We start from the raw sequence: 23,360 nt of genomic DNA on the forward strand, positions 1-23,360 counted from the left end.
CTTGGTAGTAAATCTTAAGATCCATACGATTATGAAACAAGCATCAACTCTATTGCTTTTCATCACCTTTTTGGCGGGTCCGGCGGTTTTGGCGCAGGCGCCTGCCAATCACCTAGAAGGAAGTTGGCGCATTGTATCCCAGCGGTCTGTTTACCCGGATACGGTAATCATTACGCTTAATGTTCCGCCATCAATAAAAATTCTGAATTCCACGCATTTTTCCTGGGGATATCAGTCAGCAAACGGCGCAGAAGTTCTGGCTGGAGGGGGAAGGTATACCCTGGAAGATGATACCCTGTATACGGAGTATCTGGAGTACCATACCAGTGAAGCCCTGGTTGGTGTAGCCCTGCGTTTTTCTGCCCGTGTTGTCGGTGATCTTTGGTACCACGTGGGTGAATTCCCAAGCGGATATCGCCTGGAAGAGGTTTGGCGTCGGATCGAGTAGCCTACAGTAGCCAGTGATCGGCTGTGATTGCGGCGACCAGGATCGGTACGTAGATAATGCTGGCCAAGAGCACTCGGCGTGCCTGCGTGGCAGTCTGTTTTTGGTGAAATCCAACGGAGGGCCAGATAAAACCGATCCCCGCAGGCATGATGATTGCCAGGTAGATCCATCCGGTGTAATCCAGGAGGGGTAATAGAAGGCTGGTTCCCAGTAACAGGACACTGTAGACGAGAATTCGGTGAGCTGTTGCCTTTGCTTCTGGATTTTTAGCGGGGAGCATCGCATGGCCCCCGCGTGCATAATCTTTACGATACATCCAGGCAAGAGCCAGAAAGTGAGGGATTTGCCAAAGTGCAAACATCCCAAAAAGGATCCAGCCGGCAGTGCCAACCGTTCCCGTGGCAGCTGTATATCCTCCCAGAGCAGGTAGCGCCCCGGGGATCGTCCCAATCAGGGTATTGTAGGTTGTGCGGCGTTTAAGCGGCGTATAGGCAAACAAATACAGAACAATGGTCAATGCCGCCAAAAGCAGTGTCGTTAGATTCACCCACCAAAGCAGAGTGAGTCCGGCAATCACTAGTATAATTCCAAAAACAAGTGCAATCCCCGGATGGATTCGCCCGGAAGGCAGTGGCCGCTGGGCAGTGCGGCGCATCAGCGCATCATTATGTCGCTCGATGTAGTGATTCAGTACGCCGCCCCCAGCACTCGCAAACGCGGTTCCGGCTAAGGTCAGTAGCAGTAAGGTCGGACTTGGACTTCCAGTTGTGCCTAAAATGAATCCGGCCAGCGCAGCGAGTACGACTTGGAAAGTAATTTCCGGCTTGACCAACTCCCAGTAATCTTGGAGAGTCGAAATCGGGCCCGCCCCTGGCCGCAGAAGACGGAGTTCCGCAGCTTCTTCGGAAAGAAAAGTATTACTGTTCACCTTGCACCCTCAAGGTTCCAAGCATTACGCAAGCGCAACTGCCCATTAGAATTGTTCCAACTACCAGATGAGAAGACGAAAGTATAACCTGAACCAAACTCCGGGTACCTTGCCCGGAATCGAAAAGAAGTACAGTCAGAGTAACCATCCCCAGAACCATTTGCACGCCCAGACTGATCAACATCCACCAAGCTCCGCGATTCAGGATTGGTTTGTCATTAAAGTACTCTCGGATATTTCCGCAGGTCACAATGACTAAAGATAATGCAACAACACTTCCCGAAGCATGAATGGTCACGAAAATCAGGTCTACCCCGTCGCCGGGATGCCGGAGTAGGGCGCCCAGAAGAATTTGTATATAGACGGCTGCCGCGGTAGCGATTGTCAGAGTGCGCAGGCGCCTAATTTTCGATGAACCCTCAATAGAGTGCTCGAGCCATGTCCGCGAATTAAACAGTGTCAGGGCCGCTGCGGTACAGAAAAAAAGCTGTGCTCCCATTGCGTGGACCACTGCCAGATCCATAGAGGCCCAGATTACGCGGAGTCCCCCAAGGACTCCCTGTACAACTACGAGGCCAACTGCGGATACAGCTACAATGCGAACCCAGCGCCGTGAATCTGCTATCAGGGTCCATAGAGCAAGCCCAACGACCCATAATCCTACCAAAGCTCCAAGCAAACGGTGTCCGTGCTCAGCCAAAATAGGACCAACCTGCCACCATCGTGCATCTGGATCTTCAGGATCGCTGTATCCTGTGGCAAGTGGATCATAGGAGCCGAATGAAGTAGGCCAGTCTGGAACAGCAAGGCCGGCCTCAATACTGGTTACCACTCCTCCCCAACTGACCAGTATGAGGCAAAGAACCAGTCCACTTGCGGCGTAGTGATATCGCCAACGGGGAGACAACGGACTTGAGGATGTAACCATGATCAAAAAAATCCAGCCCTAGGCAACCCAAACGACCGTTATTCTGTTCCACTGCGATGAACGCTGAAATGACCTATGGGAACACTCATTGAATCAATTTCTGGAATCAGGGGGATCTATGGTGCTGGTCTGGATGAACGGGTCCTCGTACGCTACAGCCTAGCTTTCGGTACATTTTGTTTGAATCAGCCGAATCGGCTTCCTCGATGCGTTGTCGTAGGTCGGGATGCACGTGTCTCGGGAGACGCATGTTCTCAGATTGTTATAGCAACACTCCGCAGTCTTGGAATTGAAGTGATTGATATTGGGCTGGCTCCCACACCAACAGTTGCAATGGCCGTCCTGTTCGAAGAGGCGCGTGGAGGGATCGTATTGAGCGCCTCTCACAACCCTGAGGATTGGAATGCGCTGAAATTACTCAATGAGAAGAGCGAGTTTTTGTCACCGGAAGAGGGGAGGATCGTGATGGATATGGCACAGCAGCCAGAAGCGCCAATGCATCGGAAGGTTCAGCCAGGGGAGATACGTACCGCCGAATATATTTCGAGGCATATTGATGCGATCCTGGACCTGCCATACTGTCAGCCGGATGCCATTGAAGCCATGGGCTACACGGTTGTGGTGGATGGGATCAATTCGGTCGGTGCATTGGCATTGCCACCGCTATTGAAGCGGTTAGAGGTGAAGGACGTCCAGCTGATCAATGGTGAGGTTACGGGTCGGTTTGCTCACCCGGCGGAGCCGCTGCCTGAGCATTTGCAGGAGACGATGGAGTATGTTCGGGAAATGAATGCCGATCTGGGACTGGTGGTAGACCCGGATGCAGACAGACTGGCCCTGATTGATGATCAGGGGAACTATGTGAGTGAAGAATTGACGCAGGTGATTGCCGCGGACTTCCTGTGGCAGAGGCGCAGTGGACCCTATGCCACCAACCTGTCTTCATCCCGTGCAATCGACGATGTGGCAGCACGCTACGGAATGCCCGTGTACCGGTCCGCGGTGGGAGAAATTAATGTCGTGAAGACAATGCAGCAGTATGGGGCCATTCTTGGCGGAGAAGGCAATGGAGGAGTGATTTTGCCGGATCTCCATTATGGACGGGATGCACTCGTAGGCACCGCGATCATCCTTCAGCACCTAGCTGAACAGAAGATGCCGCTCTCAGAGTATCGGCGCTCCTTACCCCAATATGTGATTTCGAAAAACAAAATCACGGTGTCGGATCCAGATGAAGTGCTTCGGCGGTTTGCTTCGCGGCATGCGCATGAGGATATTTCAACTGTAGATGGGGTGAAAATAAACCTGCCAAGTGGCTGGGTTCATGTTCGCAAGTCCAATACCGAGCCGATCGTGCGTATTTATGCAGAGGCATCCAGCGAGCGTGAGGCAAGTGATCTTGCCAGGTGGTGCATGGACGATATCGGGTCGGACAAAAAAAGTTAGGGGGCGAAGCCTGATAGCCCCGCCCCCCTTCGGACTGTGTGAGAATTTGGGTTAGAAGCCCATTCCTCCACCCATACCGCCCATGCCACCGCTCGGATCAGCATGATGATCTCCACCACCTGCAGCGGGCTTCTCGGGACGATCAGCCACGACCGTTTCGGTCGTCAGCAATAGTCCACTCACGGAGGATGCATTCTCCAGAGCAGCGCGCACAACTTTGGTGGGATCAATCACACCAGCACTAACGAGAGTCTCATATTCTTCCGTGCGGGCATTATAACCAAAGTCCCCTTTCCCTTCCTTGACTTTCTGAGCAACAATAGAGCCTTCAACTCCAGCGTTGATGGAGATCTGGCGAAGTGGCTCTTCAAGGGCACGACGGACGATATTGACACCGATCTTCTGGTCCTCGTTGTCCGCGGCAGCCTCATCAAGTGCATCGATCGATCTGATCAGAGCAACGCCACCACCAGGAACGATTCCCTCCTCGATGGCTGCACGTGTCGCGTGTAATGCATCTTCAACACGAGCTTTTTTCTCTTTCATCTCCGGCTCGGTTGCTGCACCGATCTTGAGAACAGCAACACCGCCACTTAATTTGGCAAGCCGCTCCTGCAGTTTCTCACGATCATAGTCACTTGTGGTTGACTCAATCTGCTGTCTGATCTGGTTTGTGCGGGCCTTGATCTGATCCGAGCTACCTGCACCATCCACAATGACAGTGGTGTCTTTGTCAATCACAACACGCTTGGCTTTCCCTAGGTAATCCAAAGTTGCATTTTCGAGGCGATAGCCTTTTTCTTCGCTGATGACGGTGCCTCCTGTAAGGATTGCAATGTCTTCCAGCATTGCTTTTCTACGGTCTCCAAAGCCAGGGGCTTTGACAGCAGCGACACGTAAGGTGCCACGCAGCTTGTTCACGACCATCGTTGCAAGTGCTTCTCCTTCGACATCTTCGGCAATCACCAGAAGAGGAGCACTAGTCTGTGCAATTTTCTCCAGGATTGGGAGTAGATCCTTCATGGCGGAGATTTTTTTGTCGAAGATGAGCAGGTGCGCATCTTCGAGGACGGTCTCCATATCATCAGGATCGGTCACGAAGTAGGGAGACAGGTATCCACGATCAAACTGCATCCCCTCAACCACATCCAGAGTTGTTTCTGTGCCGCGAGCCTCTTCGACGGTGATCACACCATCCTTGCCAACGCGCTCGAAAGCATCTGAAATCAGGGTTCCGATGGCCTCGTCGTTGTTGGCGCTAATGGCACCGACCTGGGCAATCTCGTTGCGACCTTCAATATCGCGGCTCTGTGAGCGGAGATGATCCACAACCTGGCCGACAGCTTTGTCGATACCACGCTTCAGGTCCATTGGGTTGGCACCGGCTGTCACGTTCTTGAGACCAGCGGTCATGATCGCCTGAGCGAGAACAGTGGCTGTTGTGGTTCCGTCGCCTGCGACATCACTGGTCTTGGAAGCAACTTCCTTGACCATCTGGGCACCGACATTTTCGAGCTTGTCCTCGAGCTCAACTTCTTTGGCGACGGTTACACCGTCTTTGGTAACGGTCGGTGATCCGAATTTTTTCTCGATAATAACATTGCGGCCTTTGGGGCCAAGGGTGACTTTGACAGCACCCGCGAGTTGATCAACACCACGCTTGAGGGCACCTCGTGCGTCAGCGTCAAAAATAATTTGCTTTGCCATGAGTTTAAAAAGAGTTTAAGATTAATGTATGAGGATTCGTTACTGGATAATGCCGAGGATATCGCTCTCCCGCATGATCATGTACTCCTGGTCGTCAAGTGTGACCTCGGTTCCAGAGTACTTGCCATATAGAACGACATCACCGGCTTTGACGGTCATGTCAATTTTGGTGCCGTTTTCAACACGGCCTGGACCGACAGCCAAGACGACTCCCCGTTGGGGTTTTTCTTTCGCCGTGTCTGGAATGTAGAGGCCGCTGGCAGTCTGCTCTTCAGCATCTTGCGCCTGTACGACCACACGATCACTGAGTGGTTGAATTTTCATGATTGGTAAAAGGTTAAGTTGTTGATTAGGAAGTAAAGTTTCGGTTGTTAGCAATCTCTCTAAGTGAGTGCTAACAAAAATGCAGCAGGCTTATCTTTGCAGAGTTACATTATGTAATGTACATGCTTCAAACAAGATGCATTGTGCATTCAGGTGAGGTCACAGCGCAAACTGTATGCCATGCTGAACTGTGGCAAAATTAGGCGTATATGAGTGCCAAGCTGTCCAAAGTGACCACAAAGATAAGGACAAATTGACGCATGACAATTCGCATCAACGGAACTGCCTGGATAGGATCCCTCTTGCTGATGGCGATTTTGCCGGTGCTGGCCAGCATCCCTCCATGGGTTAGTGAGCCGCTGCAATTGGCATTGATACACATATTTGATCCATTCTGTCACCAGATCAGTGAACGCTCTCCCCATGTTGATGGCGTCCAGTTGGCTGTCTGCCACAGGTGCTATGGAATCCTGATCGGCCTAGTTGTAGGGCCCATTGTTGCTTTGATTTGCCGGAGCTGGAGTGGCAGGAATGCACGGATATTCGTGATTGCATCCCTAGTCCCGCTAGCATTGGACTGGGGGCTGGAGGTCTTGGATATTTTGCACAATTCGGCGGGAAGCCGCTTTCTCACGGGAGCAATTTTTGGTATTGTTGCCGGAGTTCTGGTTGCACGAGCGATGGCTTGGCGTGAAACATAAAGGCATCCTACCAATATATGTGTATATTGCTTATTATTGAAACCGAACAAACACAATATTAAATGCCTTCAAAAACTCAATCCATTCTCATTGGTGGTCTAATCGCCGCCGTTACAGGGACGATCGTTTCGGTGGCCGCTCAGGTATCGGGCGCCTCTGATCCTACCAACCCGCAACAGGTTCTGAGCCTCATTTTTGGCTTAATCGGATGCATGGTCATGTTAACCAGTGGGCTTGTTGCCGTTTGGCACTATGCCACGGAAAACGAATTAACCCTGACGGGAGGTCAAGGAGTTGGAATAGGTGCGCTCGCGGGGATCGTGTATGCCGTGGTTGGATTGGCTTTGGGGTGGTTATTGATCCTGCTGGGTGTACTTCCGTCTCCCCAGGATACGCTGGATGCGGTACGTGACACCGGCGCATTTGACGCTGCTGGCGGGGAGCAGGCGGAATCCATCACTGGGATGATGATAACCTGGGGTGGACCGGTGATGGCAGTCTTTGGTGGAGTCCTGTTGGGACTGATTGGAGGCGCGATCGGTGCAGCATTATTCAAGCGCGGCGTAGAATCACCCGATGAGGGATCTACAATAATGTAGAGGTTTCCCGCTGTCACTACCTGGGATATCGAGAGACGTCTCAAGTGAGCGTCGTGCAGGGGCAAAGGTAAATGAACATCGTGGCCCTGGGCTGTACTGTGGTCGAGAGTTCGTTATGCCTGGATTGTGGAGCACCCGTGAAATGGATCCCGAACCGGATTACCTCTTTCCTGATTTTGTGCATGCTTAACGAAACACGCGGGGTCCTGGAAACCCACGGGCTCCCTTGGGCCGGCCGAGGATTTCACGAAGGATAATTGCTTTCCGTGCAGACTTCGGATCTTTCAGGTCACTGGTGATCGTGCGGGATGCGCTCGGTACATGCTTTGCGGGTGGATCAGGCGGCTTGGGCAGTTCAGGTTTTCTGACAGGTCGCTGGATGGTGCCGGGTGTTTCGAAGTACGGGTTTGCCGGCTGGGGCGATTCTGTGGGAAGGTTCTGGGTACTAGGAATGTACGGGGTATACTCATCAGGCCAATCAGAAGGCGTCCGCGGTGCAGGAGCTGGAGCGACTTCAGGTCGCTCGTCAGGCGAAGTCTGCAGATCTCGCAGAGCATCCTCAAGAGACCAGGGATCCTCTTTCTGCGTCTGCTGCTGTTTTTTCTTGGCAAGTCTCCCCAATATTGTGAAAACGAGATAGAGCACACCGAGAATGAGATATAGGAGTGTTTCGTTCATGGTGCTTCGGTTACCGGGGACGACAGAAGGTTAAGTATATGCCGATTTGCTCTAGGAAACGCAAATTTGTTTAGTTCATCAGGTGAGATCCAGGCAGTTGTTAAGCCTGCGGTAGATTTAGGCTCGCCGTCAATCATGGTGCACTCATATGCACGCAGTGTAATTCTGAAGTGAGAATATGCGTGGTTCACCTTACCAATCATTTTCCCTACCAGCACCTGTACTCCAAGCTCTTCGTGCAGTTCACGGGCACAAGTTGCTGGGCCTGATTCCCCCGGTTGTGCTTTCCCTCCAGGCAATTCCCACAGGCCGCCCAGAAGGCCTTTCGGCGCACGCTGTTGGATAAATATCCGTCCTGAAGCATCACGAAGAACCGCGACGGCAACATCGTGGTGTGGAATAGGTCCTTTCTTCTTTGATGCCGGATACCGTTCGGGAGTACCCTCATACCATGCCGAACAATAGCTTTGAACCGGGCATACAGTACATTGTGGGCGCTTGGGTGTACATACTTGTGACCCCAGTTCCATCATCGCCTGATTATGATCCCCAGGTCGGCTGGCACTAAGTAATTGATCAGCGAGCTGCTGAACTATTTTGGCCGGAGTTCCCGGATGGGAAAATATGCGAGAGACGACGCGGCGGACATTGCCATCAACCGCAGCCACAGGCTCCTTGAATGCGATCGAAGCAATGGCTCTGCTGATATATGGACCGATGCCAGGCAGTAAGCGTAATTTTTTACAACTTGACGGAAGTCGGCCCGAAGCAACAACTTCCCGGGCTGCCGCGTGTAGATTGCGTGCACGTGCATAGTATCCCATTCCCTCCCAAATGCGAAGTACATCATCCAGGTCGGCCGCGGCCAGTTCCTCGAGCGTTGGGAATGTGTCCAAGAATCGTTCGTAATACGTCCGCACATACTCCACGCGGGTCTGCTGAAGCATGACTTCTGAAAGCCAAATCTCATATAGATCTGTCGTCCCGCGCCATGGAAGGTCACGATGGTTAGTGTCATACCAGCTCAGGAGTACTTTCGAGAAGTTACCTGGCTTATTTTGGGGTATGCGGGTACTCAGAGATACGAAGGGGTTGATTTACGTGATGCTACGATGTTCATGGTTGAGCTGTTCGGCGGGAGTTTCCCTGAGAGCATTCATGCTTTTGTTCTGTATATCCATAGCAGCCGTTCCGGTCAACGCTCAATGGCAGCTCATTGCGGATGGTGAGCCTTGGCCATGGGAGCCCGAAATATCCGCAGACAGTACGCTGGCTTTTGAGCAGCAGGTGATCCGCATGTTTCATCAGGAAGGGTACTTATATGCTGCGATTGATTCTCAGAACACCGATACGCAGACTCTTTATGCCTCTCCTGGAAATCGGGCTCAGGTGGGAATGGTCCAGTTGCTGGGAGTAAGCAAGGTTGATTCGACAAGGATACGACTTCCGCTGGGCAAAGGAGATTGGGTTACCGCCAGTTCGCTGGAAAGGGCAGCAGAGGTCATCCTGGATCATTATTCAGGAGAGGGATATGTATTGGCGGAAGTTGCCATCGAAGCGATCATTCCGCGTGACAGTGTGCTGCATGATGTGATTATCCGGGTACAGGAGGGAATCCCTGCTCAACTTGAACGTGTAGTTCTGCAGGGAGCCAGGCGGACCCGACCCGCCTACGTGTATCATACCTCTGGATTAACATCGGGGCAGATTCTGAAAAACTTTAATCCAGAAGAAATGCAACGAAAGCTGGAAGCTACGGGCATGTTTAGCCGTGTAGATCTCCCGGTATTGTATAAAGGGACTGACAGTAGCGTTGTCATTTATGTGCCCGTAAAGGAAAGCCCACCTGGAGCGTTTGATTTGGCGCTGGGGTATGAGCGGGCTGAAGGCGGCAAGGGCGCTTTAGTTGGTAGTGGAAGTCTGGCACTGCGCAACCTTTTTGGCGGAGCCCGAACTCTGGAATTGGCACTAAATCGGGCGCCGGGGCAATTAGGTTATGTGTCAGTGCATGTGGAAACGCCATTGGTGTTTGGGCTACCTCTGAGCCTCGCCGGTTCATTTGAAGGGCTTCAGCAGGATTCAACGTATGGTAAGCGGGATTATGGGGCCCGGTTTGGCTATTGGGTGGATCCGTCTATGAAGATCTTTGCTAGCGTGACACGCGAGATTATACGCCCCGGCTTGGCAGGTACCGAAATTGTTGATGGAAGACAACGAATCCCCGTCGGCAATGCACTGTTTGTGGGAGGAGGGATCCAGATCAGACAAGTTGATCATGCGTTGAGCCCCACGCGCGGATATCTGTTGAGCATGCATGCGGAACACGGGCAGAAAGATGTAGAAAGTGTCGCGCTTCCTGCGGACGCTACGCATGAGCAGAATCGGCTTCGTCAGGGACGCCTCACTGCGCAGGGACGTGTCTATGTTCCTCTGAGCAGACGCAGCCTTGTCGTCATGGGCGGCGAACTCATGTTGGTGCGCAGTCGACAGCTTGACGAAAGTGATCTGTTCCGGATTGGAGGAGCACAAAGTCTTCGCGGATATGATGAACAGCGTTTTCGTGTTCCTTTTGCGGTACGGACCTTGGTGGAGTTCCGGTATCTTCTGGATCCTGTGACGTACGGGTTTGGTTTTTTTGACCTTGGTTATCTTGATAACGATAAAGGATCCCAGTTTTCTGGTGGGTGGTACCCAGGATTTGGGGTAGGCTTTCAACTTAGTACAGCAGCAGGGATCATCAACTTTACGCTAGCAGCGGCGACGGAGGATATATCGGCTGTGCGGGCTCATATTGGATTAAGTCTTGGGCTTTAGATTATGGATAGGTTCTTTTTTGCTCCGCCCGAAGCGTTCTCTCCAACCGGGCATGTGGTTCTTCCGTCAGATGAAGCAAAGCACGTCGTCAAAGTACTTAGACTGCGTCCTGGCACCATCATTACGGTAGTGGATGGGCAGGGGTACGCAGCACGGGTACAGATTGAGCAGGCAGACCGGCAAGGAGTCCATGGTCACGTTATCTCCGAACATAAGAATCTGGGGGAGCCCGTCCACGAACTGACAGTAGGGCTTGCATTGTTGAAGCAGCAGAAGCGGTATAATCTGTTCTTGGAAAAAGCAGTTGAGTTGGGGGTTACGGGCATTATACCTTTGCTGACCGAGCGGACGGAATCCAGAAATTGGCGTGAAGATCGTGCCCGGCAAGTGATGACGGCTGCGCTGAAGCAATGCAACCGAAGCAGGCTGCCGGATTTGCATCCTCCAACCTCCCTCCATCAACTCCTGGGGCCGGGGATCCTCGTGGCAGATCCCAACACGGATACTGCGTTAATGGCAGCAATTCATCAAGGGGAAGGTCCGGTCAGGATTTTGATTGGGCCGGAAGGGGGATTTGCAGAGCATGAGCGCCGGCTTGCCGTTGACAGAGGTGCGGTACTGGTTCGGTTGGGGCCACGCCGCCTTCGTGCAGAAACGGCAGCGATCTGCTGCGCGGCAGCGGTTGTGCTCGCGGGGCAAAGCGGAACCTAGGGAGACGGAAGAAGTAGCAGGGCACCAAGAAAAATTCCTATCATGTTCACTTTGTTGATTGTCATTATCGCACTCATTGGGGTCATCATGACCGGATTGATCCTGCTTCAGGCCGGTAAAGGGGGCGGCTTGGCCGGCATCGCCTCAGGAGGGGCGACTACGCAGATCCTAGGAGCCAGACAAGCACCAGATGTGCTTGAAAGAGGTACATGGATCCTGGCTACCGTCTTTATTGTACTGTGCGTCTTGACGAACTTTGTCATTGATGACGGCACATCGCAGCAGAGTATTCTCCAGCAGCAGTCACAGCAATCCACGCAGCAGCCGGTTCCGGCTCCAGAGGAATTACCTCCTCCTCCGTTGGAGGAAGCAGCTCCCTTGACACCTCCAACGCAGGAGTAAAAGAATTGGGGTGACCTCCTTCGCGGAAGCCACCCCTGGTGGTACGTGTTGACTTGTAAGCCGAATTCTGTCTATCCGGCGCTGCGGCCACCGCGCAGCGAAGCCGGAGGGATCATCATCTATATGGGACCAGTGTCACCACTGGCCTCTAGCAGCCTACCCGCATCGCTATTTGGCGGGCAACCTTATCGCTTGCGCGTGCGATGCTGTTTGGCCTTGCTCCGCGTAGGGTTTACCTAGCCGCCATGATCTCCCATGACGCTGGTGGGCTCTTACCCGCACCATTTCACCCATCACCTGACCTGTAAGGGCCATCGGCTGGTTTACTTTCTGTTGCACTTGCCGTCATCGCTCACGCGATGCCTTCCCGTTAGGAAGTACGGTGCCCTATGGAGTTCGGACTTTCCTCCCTGCCTTTCGGCAAGGCGATGATCCGGCCAACACGTTATCTACCATGGTACTAAACGACCAGGTCACTGGTTGCCTGTTCGTAGAACTCGCTATCTACAATAATGCGACCAGTATGCTCACACGGGATGATCCGGTTACGTTGGCGAATCTCCATCTGACGCTGTGGTGGAACCGCAAAGCCGCCAGCTGCGCCGCGTCGCAGTCGAACCACCGCGCGTCCATCTCTGTACCGATTCCGCAGCCTCTGATAGGCCCGTAGGTAGCGTTCATCCACCAAGGCTTCCGCATCCCCTCTCAGTGTCTCCAGCTCTTTCTTTTTCTGCTCGGTCGTCAACAATACCCCCTCCAACTGGGTGCGCTTGTCTTCAAGCATCTTCTCCAGATCAGAAAGACGCTGTTGCGCTTCTTCAATTTGACTCGCATTCGTTTCCAGTGAGCCCTCGGTACCCGCAATGAGTTCTTTCGCCTCGTGGATACGCTCGTTCTGTGCCTCAATCTCCTTGGTCAGCGCATCATATTCACGGTTGTTGCGGACCTGGAGCTGCTGTTCCTCGTACTTCTTGATCAGCGCTTCTGCCTCTTCAATATCGAATTCGCTACGCCGGCGCGACTGTTCAATGTCTTCCTGCTCCTGTCTGATGTTGTTCGTGCGGGTCTGCAATCCTGCGGACTCATCTTCCAGGTCTCTAATTTCCTCAGGTAGATCTCCCTGCTCCTTCACGACTTGGTAAATCAGTGTATCGATGTGCTGTAGTCGGATCAGTGCACGTAATTGACTGCTAATCTTTGTTTCTGTGGTACTCATAAATTATGGCGTGTGCAAAACGTAGCAGACTCTAACGAGAATGTACGGAGTCAGGTTCAGCGGATAGAGATTTTTATTGGGGTGGTGGGAGCACTCGTGCAGTAAAATTTTATTGTGGGGAATCGTTCTGTCAGCCAGGTACAGAGAAGTTGTTCGGTGTGCTTCTCCGTTTCATAATGTCCGGCATCCACGAGTGCCATTTGGCAGCTCCCGTCGGGACCAAGGATCTCAAAGAAGCGGTGATAGCCAAGGTCTGCCGTCACGTACACATCTGCCTTCGCATCCAGAGCAGACTGGATTAGACTGCCGCCTGATCCGCCGCATACGGCCACCGTTTTTATCTGAGCTTCATCAGAACCTGCGTAACGAAGTGACGGTGTCTTCAGTCTTGCGTGCACTCGGTCCAGGAAGCTTTTCAGGGGTTCTGGCTCGGGTAAATGGCCAATCGCTCCCATCCCGAACGTTCCGTCATCACTCGGGTTTAGGAATGTTCTGTGATGTAGGCCGAGGATTTCTGCCAGAGCGATGGAAACACCCCCATGAGCCGCGTCCAGATTCGTATGGATGCTGTAAAGGGTGATATTCTTTTGAGCGAGGCGAAGAATCAGCTGACCGATAAAGTCTTCTTCCAGAATACGGGAAGGGCTGCGAAACAATAATGGATGATGAGTCAGAATCATCGAACACTCTTTCTGAATCGCTTCCTCCACGACACCGGGGGTGAGATCCAGTGCGATTAGTACACGGCGAACAATCTGCGTGGCAGAGCCAACCTGTAGCCCGACATTGTCGTACGATTCAGCGAAAGAGGGGTCCGCCCATGACTCAAGTGCCTGGGCCAGATCATGAGCACAAAAATTTTTTTCAGACATCGAACAGAATGGATACAAGATTGAAAAAGATAGCGGTCAGTTGCGACGAATATGGGCACTTGGTTGAAGTACTTCTTACTCTACTACGAAATCGGGGATATGAGCCAATTTATTATGGTCCACACGCCGGAGAAGAATCCCGGGATTGGCCTATTGTTACTAAATCAGCAATTGACGAGGTGCTGCAGGGGAATGCTGAGGAAGCCATTGTCATGTGCTGGACAGGTACGGGTTGTTCGATTGTAGCAAACAAAATGCCAGGAATTCGAGCCGCATTATGTCTGGACGCAGCCACCGCCCGAGGTGCCAAAGAGTGGAACCATGCAAATGTACTGGCTTTGAGTATGCGAATCACCAGTGAAGTCGTGTTAAAGGAAATCCTGGATGCATGGTTCGACACGCCATTCAGCGCAGATGCGTGGAACGTCGCCCAAGTGGACTTCGTCAATGAGCTGGACGATCATCGGGCTTCCGAGTCGTCCAAGAGTGAGTAAGCAAAAATAACAGGACCCATTCAGGATAGATTTAGGCAAAAAATTGTGTTTTCGCGCGTATAAATGGGCTGGCAAGTACGCGCTCGATGTGAAACATCACTGTTTCCAATAAATGGGGGATTTGATTCCTTTTCGTTAACCCACTCCAACAAATTTACACGTCACTGGCGGTTCTTTTCGTCCAAACTCATTCATGTTCAAAGTTAAGATTCTCAACACGATTTCGTCCAAGGGCCTTGAAAGGCTGACTGATCACGGTTACATCATCGGGGAAGATATTCCAGATCCAGATGCAATTCTTTTAAGGAGCTATAAACTTCATGGAGTTTCATTTCCAGATTCTGTCCTGGCAGTGGCCAGATGCGGAGCAGGTGTAAATAATATTCCGATTGATGCGTGCTCAACTCAGGGGATCGCTGTATTTAATACCCCGGGAGCGAATGCAAATAGTGTGAAGGAGTTGGTCATCTGTGCGATGCTACTCTCTTCTCGGCGGATCATTGATGGAATCAACTGGGCCCGGACACTTGAAGGCGAAGATGTAGCAGCCGTTGTCGAAAAGGGAAAGAAAAATTTCAAGGGCCCTGAAATCAGGGGAAAGACCCTGGGCATCATCGGCCTTGGGGCGATTGGTGTCGCCGTTGCCAACGCAGCAAGTGCGCTGGGTATGCGCACGCTCGGTTACGACCCATTTATTTCCGTCTCGAATGCCTGGGGGCTCAGCCGTGAAGTCGCGCGTGCTTCGGGACTGGATGAAATCGTTGAAACAGCTGACTACATTACGGTTCATGCACCGCTGAATGAAAAAACGGTTAATCTCATTAGTGCGGAGCATTTTGCGCGCATGAAGCCAGGAGTGCGACTGTTGAATTTTGCACGCGGACCGATTGTCAATGAGCAAGCTGTTGTACAAGCGCTGGATAATGGTATCTGTTCGTGTTACGTTACAGACTTTGTCGACGCAGAATTAGCCCATCACCCGAAAGTACTCCCGGTTCCCCACTTGGGGGCATCCACCCCTGAGGCAGAGGATAATTGTGCCGTGATGGCCGCCGAGCAGCTCCGGGCCTATCTTGAGTGTGGGAATGTTGAGAATTCAGTGAATTTTCCAAGTGTCCGATTACCGCTTCGTCCAGAGAGGCATCGGATTCAAATTGTAAACCGGAATGAGCCGCGTATGCTGAGTCAGTTTGCGAACATCTTGGCAGGTACAGGCCAAAACATTGATAATCTTGTGAATAAGGGACGAGGTGCTCTGGCCTATAACGTGATTGATGTCAGCGGCTCGATCCCCGATTCTGTGCTTAAAAGTCTGGAAGCTATTGATGGTGTCATTCGGATACGCACGATTTTGCCTCTGTGAGGATGGCCTTCCCGGATCTTGGACCGAACGTAGCGCGCAAAGAGAAACCACGCATGATGCGGTGGGCGCGGTGGGCGCTCACAAGATTGGGCTGGCGTATTGAGGGGACGGTCCCCGACCTCAAAAAGTTCGTTGTGATTGGGGCGTACCATACCTCGAACTGGGATTTTTTTGTCGCCATGGCCGTCATGTTTGCTCTGGATATGGAGGGATCCTGGATCGCAAAGCATACGATCTTTCGCTGGCCGTTTGGTCCCATACTTCGTGCATGCGGAGGCAATCCAGTGAATCGGCAGCAGCACCATGGGATGGTTCAGGGAGTCATTGAGCTTTTCAGAGAGCGCGAAAAATTTATTTTTGCGATCACCCCTGAGGGCACACGTAGCCGGGTAGAACACTGGAAAACAGGGTTCTACCACATTGCAAGGGGGGCGCAGGTCGTCATTGTGCCTGCCTACTTCGATTACCCCGGCCGCATGGTAGGATTTGGTCCCCCTCTTGAGCCCACTGGAGATGTCGAGGGAGATATTGCTGCCTTGCAACGGTTTTATGAACCGTATAAAAAAACAGCGGCCCGGCCCGACAGGGCTTAGGGGAAAATCCCACTTCGCAGATATCCCTGTGCAATTTTATCGATTGCGTTTATGAAGGCGCCTGTGCGCAGATCAAGATTATGGCCGCGGGATTTTTCATGAATTTCATGATACGCGCCTACCATCGTGTCTTCTAACCCTGAATCAACGAGATCAGCTTCACTTGCCCCGAATGCCAGACTAGACTCAATACCCGAAATAGTTTCTGAATCAAACTTTTTCCCGACGAGTCCCTGCACGGTTTCCAGTATTTGCAGCGCATTGTGGGCTTCTCTACGCCGGCTCATGCGGCCGTGCCGCACATGAGATAGGTTACGGAGCCACTCGAAGTAGGAAACCGTCACTCCACCCGCATTCAGGTAGACATCGGGGATAACTAGCACTCCATTCTCAATCAGCCATTGGTCGGCAGAAGAAGTGATGGGGCCGTTGGCAGCCTCCGCTATAATTTTGGCTTGGATCCGGCTCACATTATTGCTTCGAATTTGGCTCTCCAAGGCTGCTGGAACAAGAATATCACACTCCAACTCAAGGACTTTGGAGGAATCGGTAAAGTTCTGTGCCCCGGGGAAGTTGAGGATTGACTTTGTCTCCTTGCGATGCGAAACAATATCTTCCAAGAGAAATCCTTCGGGATTATACACTCCTCCTTCATATTCTGCAATTCCAATAACCTTTGCACCTGCCTGCTCAAGGTAAAGGGCAGTATGGTAGCCAACATTTCCCAGCCCCTGAATGACGACGCTTTTTCCCTCTACCCCGACACTAAGTCCAAGTGCGTGCATATCCTCTTCAATGTTGCATGCCTCACGGATTCCAAAGAAGACCCCACGACCAGTGGCCTCTGTGCGTCCACGAACACCTCCCATCCCAACCGGTTTTCCTGTCACGCATGCAAGTGCATCCAGCGGATTATCTGCTATGGAACGGTACGTATCAAAAATCCAACTCATTTCGATACTGCTTGTACCGTAGTCTGGAGCAGGCACATCTATACCAGGACCTATAAAATTTTTCTTCGACAACTCAAAGGTATAGCGTCGCGTGATCCGCTCCAGCTCAGATTGAGAATAGTTTTGTCGATCAATGCAGATCCCACCTTTCGCTCCGCCATACGGTACATCTACGATCGCACATTTATAGGACATGAGAGCTGCCAGTGCCATGACCTCGTCTGCATTGACGGAAGGGGCATAACGGATCCCGCCTTTTGTCGGCTGCATGTGATGACTGTGTTCAGCGCGGTATGCATCGATCACATCAATACTCCCATCATCCCGTAGGAGCGGAAAGCTCATATGATAGACGCTATTGCAATTCTGAATTTGTTCAAGCAGTCCTGAAGGGTGATCGGTGTATTGTGCAGCGCGGGCAAACATCTTGTTGACCTCAGCAAAGAAAGAAGTTTGATGCATCGATTTGGGGGCAATGATTTAAGTGGAAACGCTTTTAGCATTCGCTAATTTAATGCCGACAACATTTAATTGTATTTGGATGGGACTCTATCAGGGAGGTTATCGCGAAATTAATCATGGTAGGGGAAATTAACAAGCGCAGACGTCTGCATACTTCGGATGCGGTATACCCGATCCTCCAGAAGGAGAACCTGCCGGCGGTGAATCGTTTGAGGTCTAATGAAAAAACGATTCTGAATCTGCGAAAAATTGTACCTTCGTCTGAGGACAGGATAGAAATAGCGAGTGCCCCCCCCCCATTTTTTCAATGACATTAAGCTTTGTAGATGTTCATTGTAAGTACTCGTATCGCGATCAAGATGGTGGCCAGCTTGGCGTTCGCTGCGGGCATGTTGTCACCGGCAGAGGCCAGACAAACCATACATCTTGCTACGCACGCCATTGCCCTCAGGGAGAACGGTGGCACCTTCAAGCAGCAGGTGCGGTTGAGTGCTAATGCGCCGCCGAATGCGGATGTCACGGTGCAGGTGGTCAGTGGGGATGCTTCGGTGGTGACCGTGCACCCGGAGATGCTCTCGTTTACCGTAGATAACTACAGAACTTGGCAGGAAGTGACGTACACCGCAGTCGACGACAACATACTCAATGCTCCTCCGGCACATCGTGTAACGACGGTCACATTTACCGCAAGCGGAGGGAACTACACCGGATTCAGCACCGTGGCGCGCGTTTGGGCAGCCGATGATGAGCCCATTCCATTCACCGTCAATGAAGGCCGATCGTACACATACCAGACAACCCTTTTTGCAAGCCAAGGCTGCACGCCAGAAGTAATAAGCCATATCAGTTCCGATCCCAGTATTCTCACCGTTGAGCCGCCGATGCTGACATGGACCGAAGAGAATACGGGGACGGCGCAATCTTGGACAGTTACACTTCACGACAATGATGATCTCGGGGATCGCCGCGTCACGCTTCGGAGACAGATCACGCGAAACGACAGCGGCCGTCACTATCGTCCCTGTGATGACGGACCGGGTGCTCAGGACATCATCTTCACCGTCAAGGATAACGACGACCACCCGATGTTGGTGACGCTAGGTCCGGCGTCTCCGCCGGTGATATCCGAGCGCGGAGGCAGCGCGGAGGCTTCCTTGACGACCGCGGGAGGATTCAATGAGAGATCCGTACGAGTTGAAGTGACTCTCAGTGGCACGGCAGATCCGGGCAGCGACTACCGAGTTGAGATGTCGGTTGACGGGAGTCACTGGGATATTTCACCCATCGTGTTTGTAGATGGGAAGCGTCAAGTTCAGCCCGTCCTGTACGAACGGAACCAGAAGCTGCGGGTGATTGCACTTCCAGACGCGCGGATGGAGGAGGACGAGACGGTAACATTGTCGCTGGACGGCTGGTCGCGTATTCCGAACACGGTGTCCCCCTCGCAGATCACGGTCAGCGGCACTACGACGGTGACCATCCAGGCCCCGACGTTCAATCGTAATCCCACGGTAACCGCTACCTGCGGCCTGTGCATTGTAGTGCCTGGTGGCGAGGTACACCTGGAGTCCAGAGCATTTGACCCAGACGGCGACCCGCTGAACTATGCCTGGAGCGCAACTGAAGGCAACTTCAGCGGACCAACCGATGAATCAACGGCTCGTTGGACAGCTCCGCAGGAGACAGGTTCTTCGCCGATCCAGATTCAGGTTTCCGACGGATACGGCGGCTTCGCAACAGCTACGGTCGTGGTTAAGGTTGTCAACAGTCCACCGATAGTGACCGCTTCGTGCGACCCATGCGTGGTACCCCGTGGAGGTGAAGTACGTTTGAGCGTGACGGCCCGAGATCCATTCGCCGATCCACTGGACTATGCCTGGAGTGCCCAAGATGGAACGTTTGCGGGACTAGTGACTCGTAGCACGGCACGTTGGACAGCACCCGCGGAGCTGGGGCATTTCACGATCCAGATCCGCGTCTCTGACCGACTGGGTGCAACGACATCGGCCGAGGTTGAGGTTGAAGTGGTCAACCGCCCGCCGGTGTTCATGCAGTCGGTCTATAACCTTGTTTTACCGGAGAATGAGGACGGACGCATGCATCCGGTTGATCTAGGACGAGTGATCGCCGAAGACCCGGACGGCGATATCCTGACGTACGGGATAGCGTCCGGTGACCGGGAACGCTTTTCGGTGGGTGCACAAGATGGCGTGGCGCATTATGTAGGTCAGGGAGAAAACTTTGAGACGGAGCCGAACCGGTTCGAGTTAACAGTGCATGCGTACGATGAGTTTGAAGCCGAAGCACAGGTCCAGGTGGTGGTCAACGTCCTAGATGTGAACGAACTCCCCCAGGTTACGGTCTCGTGTGATCCGTGCGTGGTGCCTCGTGGCGGCGAGTCCCACCTAATGGCGGAGGTATCGGATCCAGACGGCGATGTTCCGAGTTACACTTGGAGTGCCTCGAAGGGTAGCTTTATTGGACGGACGAACGAAGCGTTCTCGCGGTGGCGGGCACCTCAGGAACTGGGGAGGTTCACGGTCCGAGTTGTCATTGACGATGGCCGGAACGGCTCAGCGTCGGCCGAGGTTGAGATCACGGTGGTCAATCGTAGACCAGTATTTGAACAGACGGTTTACCGCTTTGAGTTGCTGGAGAACCAGGGCGGTCGGGAGCATCCGGTTGAACTCGGCCGGGTTGTAGCCAAAGACCCTGACGGAGACCCGTTGACCTATGAGGCAGTGTCCGGTGACCGGGAACGCTTTTTGGTAGGGGTACAAGACGGCGTGATTCATTACGCGGGTCGGGGAGAAAATTTTGAGGCAGAACCAAACCGGTTCGAGTTGACAGTGAGTGCCGGGGATAACGCCGGAGGAAACGCGCACACGGAGGTAGTCATTGATGTGGCGGATGTGAATGAACATCCCGTTGCAGTGGATGACGATGTCAGAACTGTCGAGGACCAGGCAGTCACCGTGGATGTGCTTGCGAACGACACGGATCCCGACGGTGACATCCTATATGTTGAGACTGTATCGGCGGCCTCCCATGGAATGGTGTACCTCGCACAGGACGGCAGCATGACGTACACGCCCGCCGCAAACTTCCATGGTGTTGACATGTTTAGCTATGTTGTATCGGACGGTGAAGGCCTCACAGCGACGGCGAAGGTTCAGGTGACCGTGTTGCCAGTCAACGATGCGCCCATTGCAATTGGAGCCATCCCGGATCAGATGCTTGACGAGGGAGGAGCATCGGTTGATGTAGATCTGTCGCCATTTTTCGGTGATGTAGATGGCGACGTGCTGACCTACGCTGCGCAGACGTCCGACCCGGAGATTGTCAAAGTCGTGACAGTGGGAACACTTTTGACGTTGATTCCGGGCCTGTACGGGTCCGTGACGGTGACGGTGACGGTCGAGGATCTTGGAGGGCTCTATGCGACGCAGATCTTCCGGGTCGGTGTGAGTGACCGACCGCAACGTGCGGTCCTGGAGAATCTGCTGGCCGCCACGGCCCGCAACCATCTTGCAAGCGTGCGGATGGCACTTGGACAACGGATCGGGACAAACCGGTGCGAGACATCCCGTCTCTCGGTGCGGGGACGATCCGTGCCGCTGGGATGGGAGGCAGCGACAGCGATACTGGGAGACGTCGGGGAGCGTGCACGTGCGACCGCACTGGACTTGGGACAAGGAATGGATAAAGAGTCCCCGACCGGCATAGATCTGTTGACGGTGTCGGGCGCACAGGCACGACTTGGGGGGAGGGGAATCTGGGATACAGTCAATCAGACGGAGTTTCTTCTGTCATGGGGCGGCCAAGATCGGTGTCGCGGACGCTGGTCCGTGTGGGGCCAGGGGGACGCGCAGCGGTTTGAGGGGACGCCAACCGTGCAGGGCTATGCCTCCGGCTATGACGCCGGCCTCTGGATCGGCTATGTTGGGATGGATACCGGGGTTGGCGAGCACTGGCTTGTGGGCGTGGCCCTGTCACGGAGCAAGAGTGTTGGCGACTGGCACGCAGGCACATCGAACGGAGAGCTTACGCAGACCATGGACGCAATTTATCCGTACCTGCGCTGGCGCGGCGGGGCCACGTCGGTCTGGGTTTCGGTAGGTGCGGGAAGGGGGGATGCCAAGAACCTGCGGGAGCGGGGGCGACTTGGCACGAGCAGCCTGGATCTCCGGCTCGGCCTCGTCGAGCTCCGGCAGCGCTTTGGGGCACCGGGCGGCGTGGATTTCAGTCTCCTCGGAGATGCCGCGTGGGCCGCGCTCCAGACCGGAGACGGGAAAGAAACATTGGACGGCCAGGATGTTCGGGTCCATCAGATCCGGATTGGAGCTGATCTGTCATTGACCGCGCAGCTTGGCAGAGTTGCGCTGATGCCGTTCGGGAATGTATATGCGCGACGAGACGGAGGTACAGGCCAGGTGGGGTCCGGAATTGAGGTAGCCACAGGACTGCGGACTATGTTCGGCATCTTGCGTCTTGACGCACAAGCCCGCATGCTCGCACTGCACTCAGCGACAGGCTACGGCGAACAGGGGGCAGCGCTCACGCTCACCGTGGGACGGCAGGGCGGCGAGGGCTTTTCGCTGTCCGTCTCGCCACGGTGGGGCGACGCGGCTATTAGTACTGGCGCACTCTGGACTACTCCGCTCGGCGGCGGTCCGCAGAACGGCCGCTACTCGGAGACAGCCCCTCACGCGCTGGATATGCGCGGCAGCTACGGTATTAAGCTGCTCGGTGGTCAGAGATTGAATCTCAGCGGTCGCTACAGTAACGTGACCGGCATCGGCATCGACCTGCGCATTGACATGTCAGGAGAACCTCAAATCCGAAAAAATAACTACTTACCCCCACATATGTCCGTAAAGGAACGGTGACTCGGTTGGATGCGCTACAACGGAAAGAGTGATGGAATTCGTTCATCAACTGATGTGACGTTGGGCGCAAGCTCTCGTGAGAACGATGTATCTGCTCGCTACTTTGAATATTGACCGCAACAGGTTGCTCGCAGGTCGGAATTAGGACAGCATAGCTCGGGTAGCTTTCGCTATTATTATATGTGCATTATCTTCGGGCAGGGACTATCAATTGCTGTAGCAGTTGGAGCTTACGATTCATTGATTTGCCAAGATGATGAACCCAGCCAACCAAGATTATCTGAAAGTGTTATTTTTGGTTCGGAAAGACACCGTTGTAGGTACGACTACAGATATTGCTCGCGCAATGAATACGTCAGCCGTATAGGAGACAGACATGATCAAGCGCTTGGATCCAATGAAGCTGATAGTGCACGAGTCCTATAGGGGGTAAGTTCACAGAAGTCAGAAAAAAAATGCCTTGGAAATTCTTCGTCATCACCGACTCCCGGAAACCTATCTCGGAGAAATTCTTGGTTACTCTTGGGAAAAGATGCATGATGACGGGAAACATATGGAGCATCATATCTGCGAGGATCTTGAAGAGCGAATAGATAGATGCTCTGTTGGGGAACCTAACCCATGATCCGCATGGGCGTTCAATTTCGACACAGGATCTCAAGAAGGTTCGTACTGATCAGCTGCTGGCAATACATTACCTTTCGGATACAGATACAAATTTATTAGGGCTTGTTAGAAGATATTGGACTACTGCAAGGATGTAAGCAGGGTCCGTATTGTTAGATGAAGAGGAATGGAATGATCATTAGAGTTGAGAATCGGGGGGAAGCGT

21 protein-coding genes and 1 other RNA gene are annotated in these 23,360 nt (G+C 53.1%); 12 read left to right on the forward strand and 10 right to left on the reverse strand.

The window, feature by feature from the left end; genetic code table 11:
- Positions 1-31 precede the first annotated feature (31 nt).
- Positions 32-448 carry a hypothetical protein gene (locus F4Y64_05250; protein ID MXX97005.1) on the forward strand — a complete coding sequence of 139 codons (417 nt, stop codon included), beginning with the start codon at positions 32-34 and terminating at the stop codon, positions 446-448.
- 1 nt (position 449) lies between these two features.
- Here the strand turns inward: F4Y64_05250 and cyoE are convergent, their stop codons facing one another.
- Together cyoE and F4Y64_05260 are read right to left on the reverse strand one after the other, a co-directional pair.
- Positions 450-1,328, reverse strand: a complete 879-nt coding sequence (gene cyoE / locus F4Y64_05255) for a protoheme IX farnesyltransferase (GenBank protein ID MXX97006.1) — start codon at positions 1,326-1,328, stop codon at positions 450-452.
- 37 nt (positions 1,329-1,365) lie between these two features.
- Positions 1,366-2,304, reverse strand: coding sequence for a cytochrome oxidase assembly protein (locus tag F4Y64_05260; GenBank protein MXX97007.1), 939 nt, complete (start codon positions 2,302-2,304; stop codon positions 1,366-1,368).
- Positions 2,305-2,379: 75 nt separating this feature from the next.
- On the opposite strand from F4Y64_05260, the gene glmM reads away from it, so the two are divergent.
- Complete coding sequence (gene glmM, locus F4Y64_05265; GenBank protein MXX97008.1) at positions 2,380-3,750, forward strand: phosphoglucosamine mutase; 1,371 nt, start codon at positions 2,380-2,382, stop codon at positions 3,748-3,750.
- A 51-nt stretch (positions 3,751-3,801) separates the two neighbouring features.
- On the opposite strand, the gene groL is transcribed toward glmM, so the two are convergent.
- Together groL and F4Y64_05275 are read right to left on the reverse strand one after the other, a co-directional pair.
- Complete coding sequence (groL, locus tag F4Y64_05270) at positions 3,802-5,457, reverse strand: chaperonin GroEL (GenBank protein ID MXX97009.1); 1,656 nt, start codon at positions 5,455-5,457, stop codon at positions 3,802-3,804.
- Between the two features lie 39 nt (positions 5,458-5,496).
- Complete coding sequence (locus F4Y64_05275; protein ID MXX97010.1) at positions 5,497-5,781, reverse strand: co-chaperone GroES; 285 nt, start codon at positions 5,779-5,781, stop codon at positions 5,497-5,499.
- 260 nt (positions 5,782-6,041) lie between these two features.
- Here F4Y64_05275 and F4Y64_05280 point away from each other — a divergent pair, with 260 nt between their 5' ends.
- Complete coding sequence (locus F4Y64_05280) at positions 6,042-6,482, forward strand: DUF2085 domain-containing protein (GenBank protein ID MXX97011.1); 441 nt, start codon at positions 6,042-6,044, stop codon at positions 6,480-6,482.
- Between the two features lie 62 nt (positions 6,483-6,544).
- Positions 6,545-7,081, forward strand: coding sequence for a hypothetical protein (locus F4Y64_05285; GenBank protein MXX97012.1), 537 nt, complete (start codon positions 6,545-6,547; stop codon positions 7,079-7,081).
- 186 nt (positions 7,082-7,267) lie between these two features.
- On the opposite strand, the gene F4Y64_05290 is transcribed toward F4Y64_05285, so the two are convergent.
- Together F4Y64_05290 and mutY are read right to left on the reverse strand one after the other, a co-directional pair.
- Positions 7,268-7,759: a hypothetical protein gene (locus F4Y64_05290; GenBank protein MXX97013.1), complete on the reverse strand. Its 492-nt coding sequence runs from the start codon at positions 7,757-7,759 to the stop codon at positions 7,268-7,270.
- Positions 7,756-8,826, reverse strand: coding sequence for an A/G-specific adenine glycosylase (gene mutY / locus F4Y64_05295; GenBank protein MXX97014.1), 1,071 nt, complete (start codon positions 8,824-8,826; stop codon positions 7,756-7,758). Before mutY ends, F4Y64_05290 begins: the two co-directional genes overlap by 4 nt.
- Here mutY and F4Y64_05300 point away from each other — a divergent pair.
- Genes F4Y64_05300 through secG form a run of 3 tightly spaced genes read left to right on the forward strand, consistent with a single transcriptional unit; the run spans position 8,705 to position 11,686 of the window.
- Entirely contained in the window at positions 8,705-10,573 is a 1,869-nt protein-coding gene (locus F4Y64_05300; protein MXX97015.1) for a BamA/TamA family outer membrane protein, read from the forward strand. The two genes, mutY and F4Y64_05300, sit on opposite strands and share 122 nt — an antisense overlap.
- A 3-nt stretch (positions 10,574-10,576) precedes the next feature.
- Positions 10,577-11,284, forward strand: coding sequence for a 16S rRNA (uracil(1498)-N(3))-methyltransferase (locus F4Y64_05305; GenBank protein ID MXX97016.1), 708 nt, complete (start codon positions 10,577-10,579; stop codon positions 11,282-11,284).
- A gap of 42 nt (positions 11,285-11,326) precedes the next feature.
- Positions 11,327-11,686: a preprotein translocase subunit SecG gene (secG, locus tag F4Y64_05310; protein MXX97017.1), complete on the forward strand. Its 360-nt coding sequence runs from the start codon at positions 11,327-11,329 to the stop codon at positions 11,684-11,686.
- 40 nt (positions 11,687-11,726) lie between these two features.
- Here the strand turns inward: secG and rnpB are convergent.
- The 3 genes from rnpB to F4Y64_05325 form a co-directional block, all read right to left on the reverse strand.
- An RNA gene (gene rnpB, locus F4Y64_05315) (RNase P RNA component class A) lies at positions 11,727-12,131 on the reverse strand.
- Positions 12,132-12,146: 15 nt separating this feature from the next.
- Complete coding sequence (locus F4Y64_05320; protein MXX97018.1) at positions 12,147-12,902, reverse strand: hypothetical protein; 756 nt, start codon at positions 12,900-12,902, stop codon at positions 12,147-12,149.
- A 56-nt stretch (positions 12,903-12,958) separates the two neighbouring features.
- Positions 12,959-13,774 carry a Nif3-like dinuclear metal center hexameric protein gene (locus F4Y64_05325; protein ID MXX97019.1) on the reverse strand — a complete coding sequence of 272 codons (816 nt, stop codon included), beginning with the start codon at positions 13,772-13,774 and terminating at the stop codon, positions 12,959-12,961.
- A gap of 8 nt (positions 13,775-13,782) precedes the next feature.
- Here F4Y64_05325 and F4Y64_05330 point away from each other — a divergent pair, with 8 nt between their 5' ends.
- The 3 genes from F4Y64_05330 (at position 13,783) to F4Y64_05340 (ending at position 16,224) form a co-directional block, all read left to right on the forward strand.
- On the forward strand, positions 13,783-14,268 hold the full coding sequence (locus F4Y64_05330) for an RpiB/LacA/LacB family sugar-phosphate isomerase (GenBank protein MXX97020.1): 486 nt from the start codon (positions 13,783-13,785) through the stop codon (positions 14,266-14,268).
- A gap of 193 nt (positions 14,269-14,461) precedes the next feature.
- The gene (locus F4Y64_05335; GenBank protein ID MXX97021.1) at positions 14,462-15,631 is read left to right on the forward strand and encodes a 3-phosphoglycerate dehydrogenase; all 1,170 of its coding nucleotides are present in this window, start codon (positions 14,462-14,464) and stop codon (positions 15,629-15,631) included.
- 2 nt (positions 15,632-15,633) lie between these two features.
- A complete protein-coding gene (locus F4Y64_05340) occupies positions 15,634-16,224 on the forward strand; it encodes an acyltransferase (protein MXX97022.1) in 591 nt (196 codons plus the stop codon).
- Here F4Y64_05340 and F4Y64_05345 read toward each other — a convergent pair.
- Entirely contained in the window at positions 16,221-17,639 is a 1,419-nt protein-coding gene (locus F4Y64_05345; protein MXX97023.1) for a Glu/Leu/Phe/Val dehydrogenase, read from the reverse strand. The genes F4Y64_05340 and F4Y64_05345 overlap by 4 nt on opposite strands.
- A 326-nt stretch (positions 17,640-17,965) precedes the next feature.
- On the opposite strand from F4Y64_05345, the gene F4Y64_05350 reads away from it, so the two are divergent.
- Together F4Y64_05350 and F4Y64_05355 are read left to right on the forward strand one after the other, a co-directional pair.
- On the forward strand, positions 17,966-22,528 hold the full coding sequence (locus F4Y64_05350; protein ID MXX97024.1) for a tandem-95 repeat protein: 4,563 nt from the start codon (positions 17,966-17,968) through the stop codon (positions 22,526-22,528).
- A gap of 460 nt (positions 22,529-22,988) precedes the next feature.
- The gene (locus F4Y64_05355) at positions 22,989-23,153 is read left to right on the forward strand and encodes a hypothetical protein (GenBank protein MXX97025.1); all 165 of its coding nucleotides are present in this window, start codon (positions 22,989-22,991) and stop codon (positions 23,151-23,153) included.
- Positions 23,154-23,360 lie beyond the last annotated feature (207 nt).

This window comes from Rhodothermaceae bacterium (genome assembly GCA_009838195.1).
Lineage (GTDB): Bacteria > Bacteroidota > Rhodothermia > Rhodothermales > Bin80 > Bin80.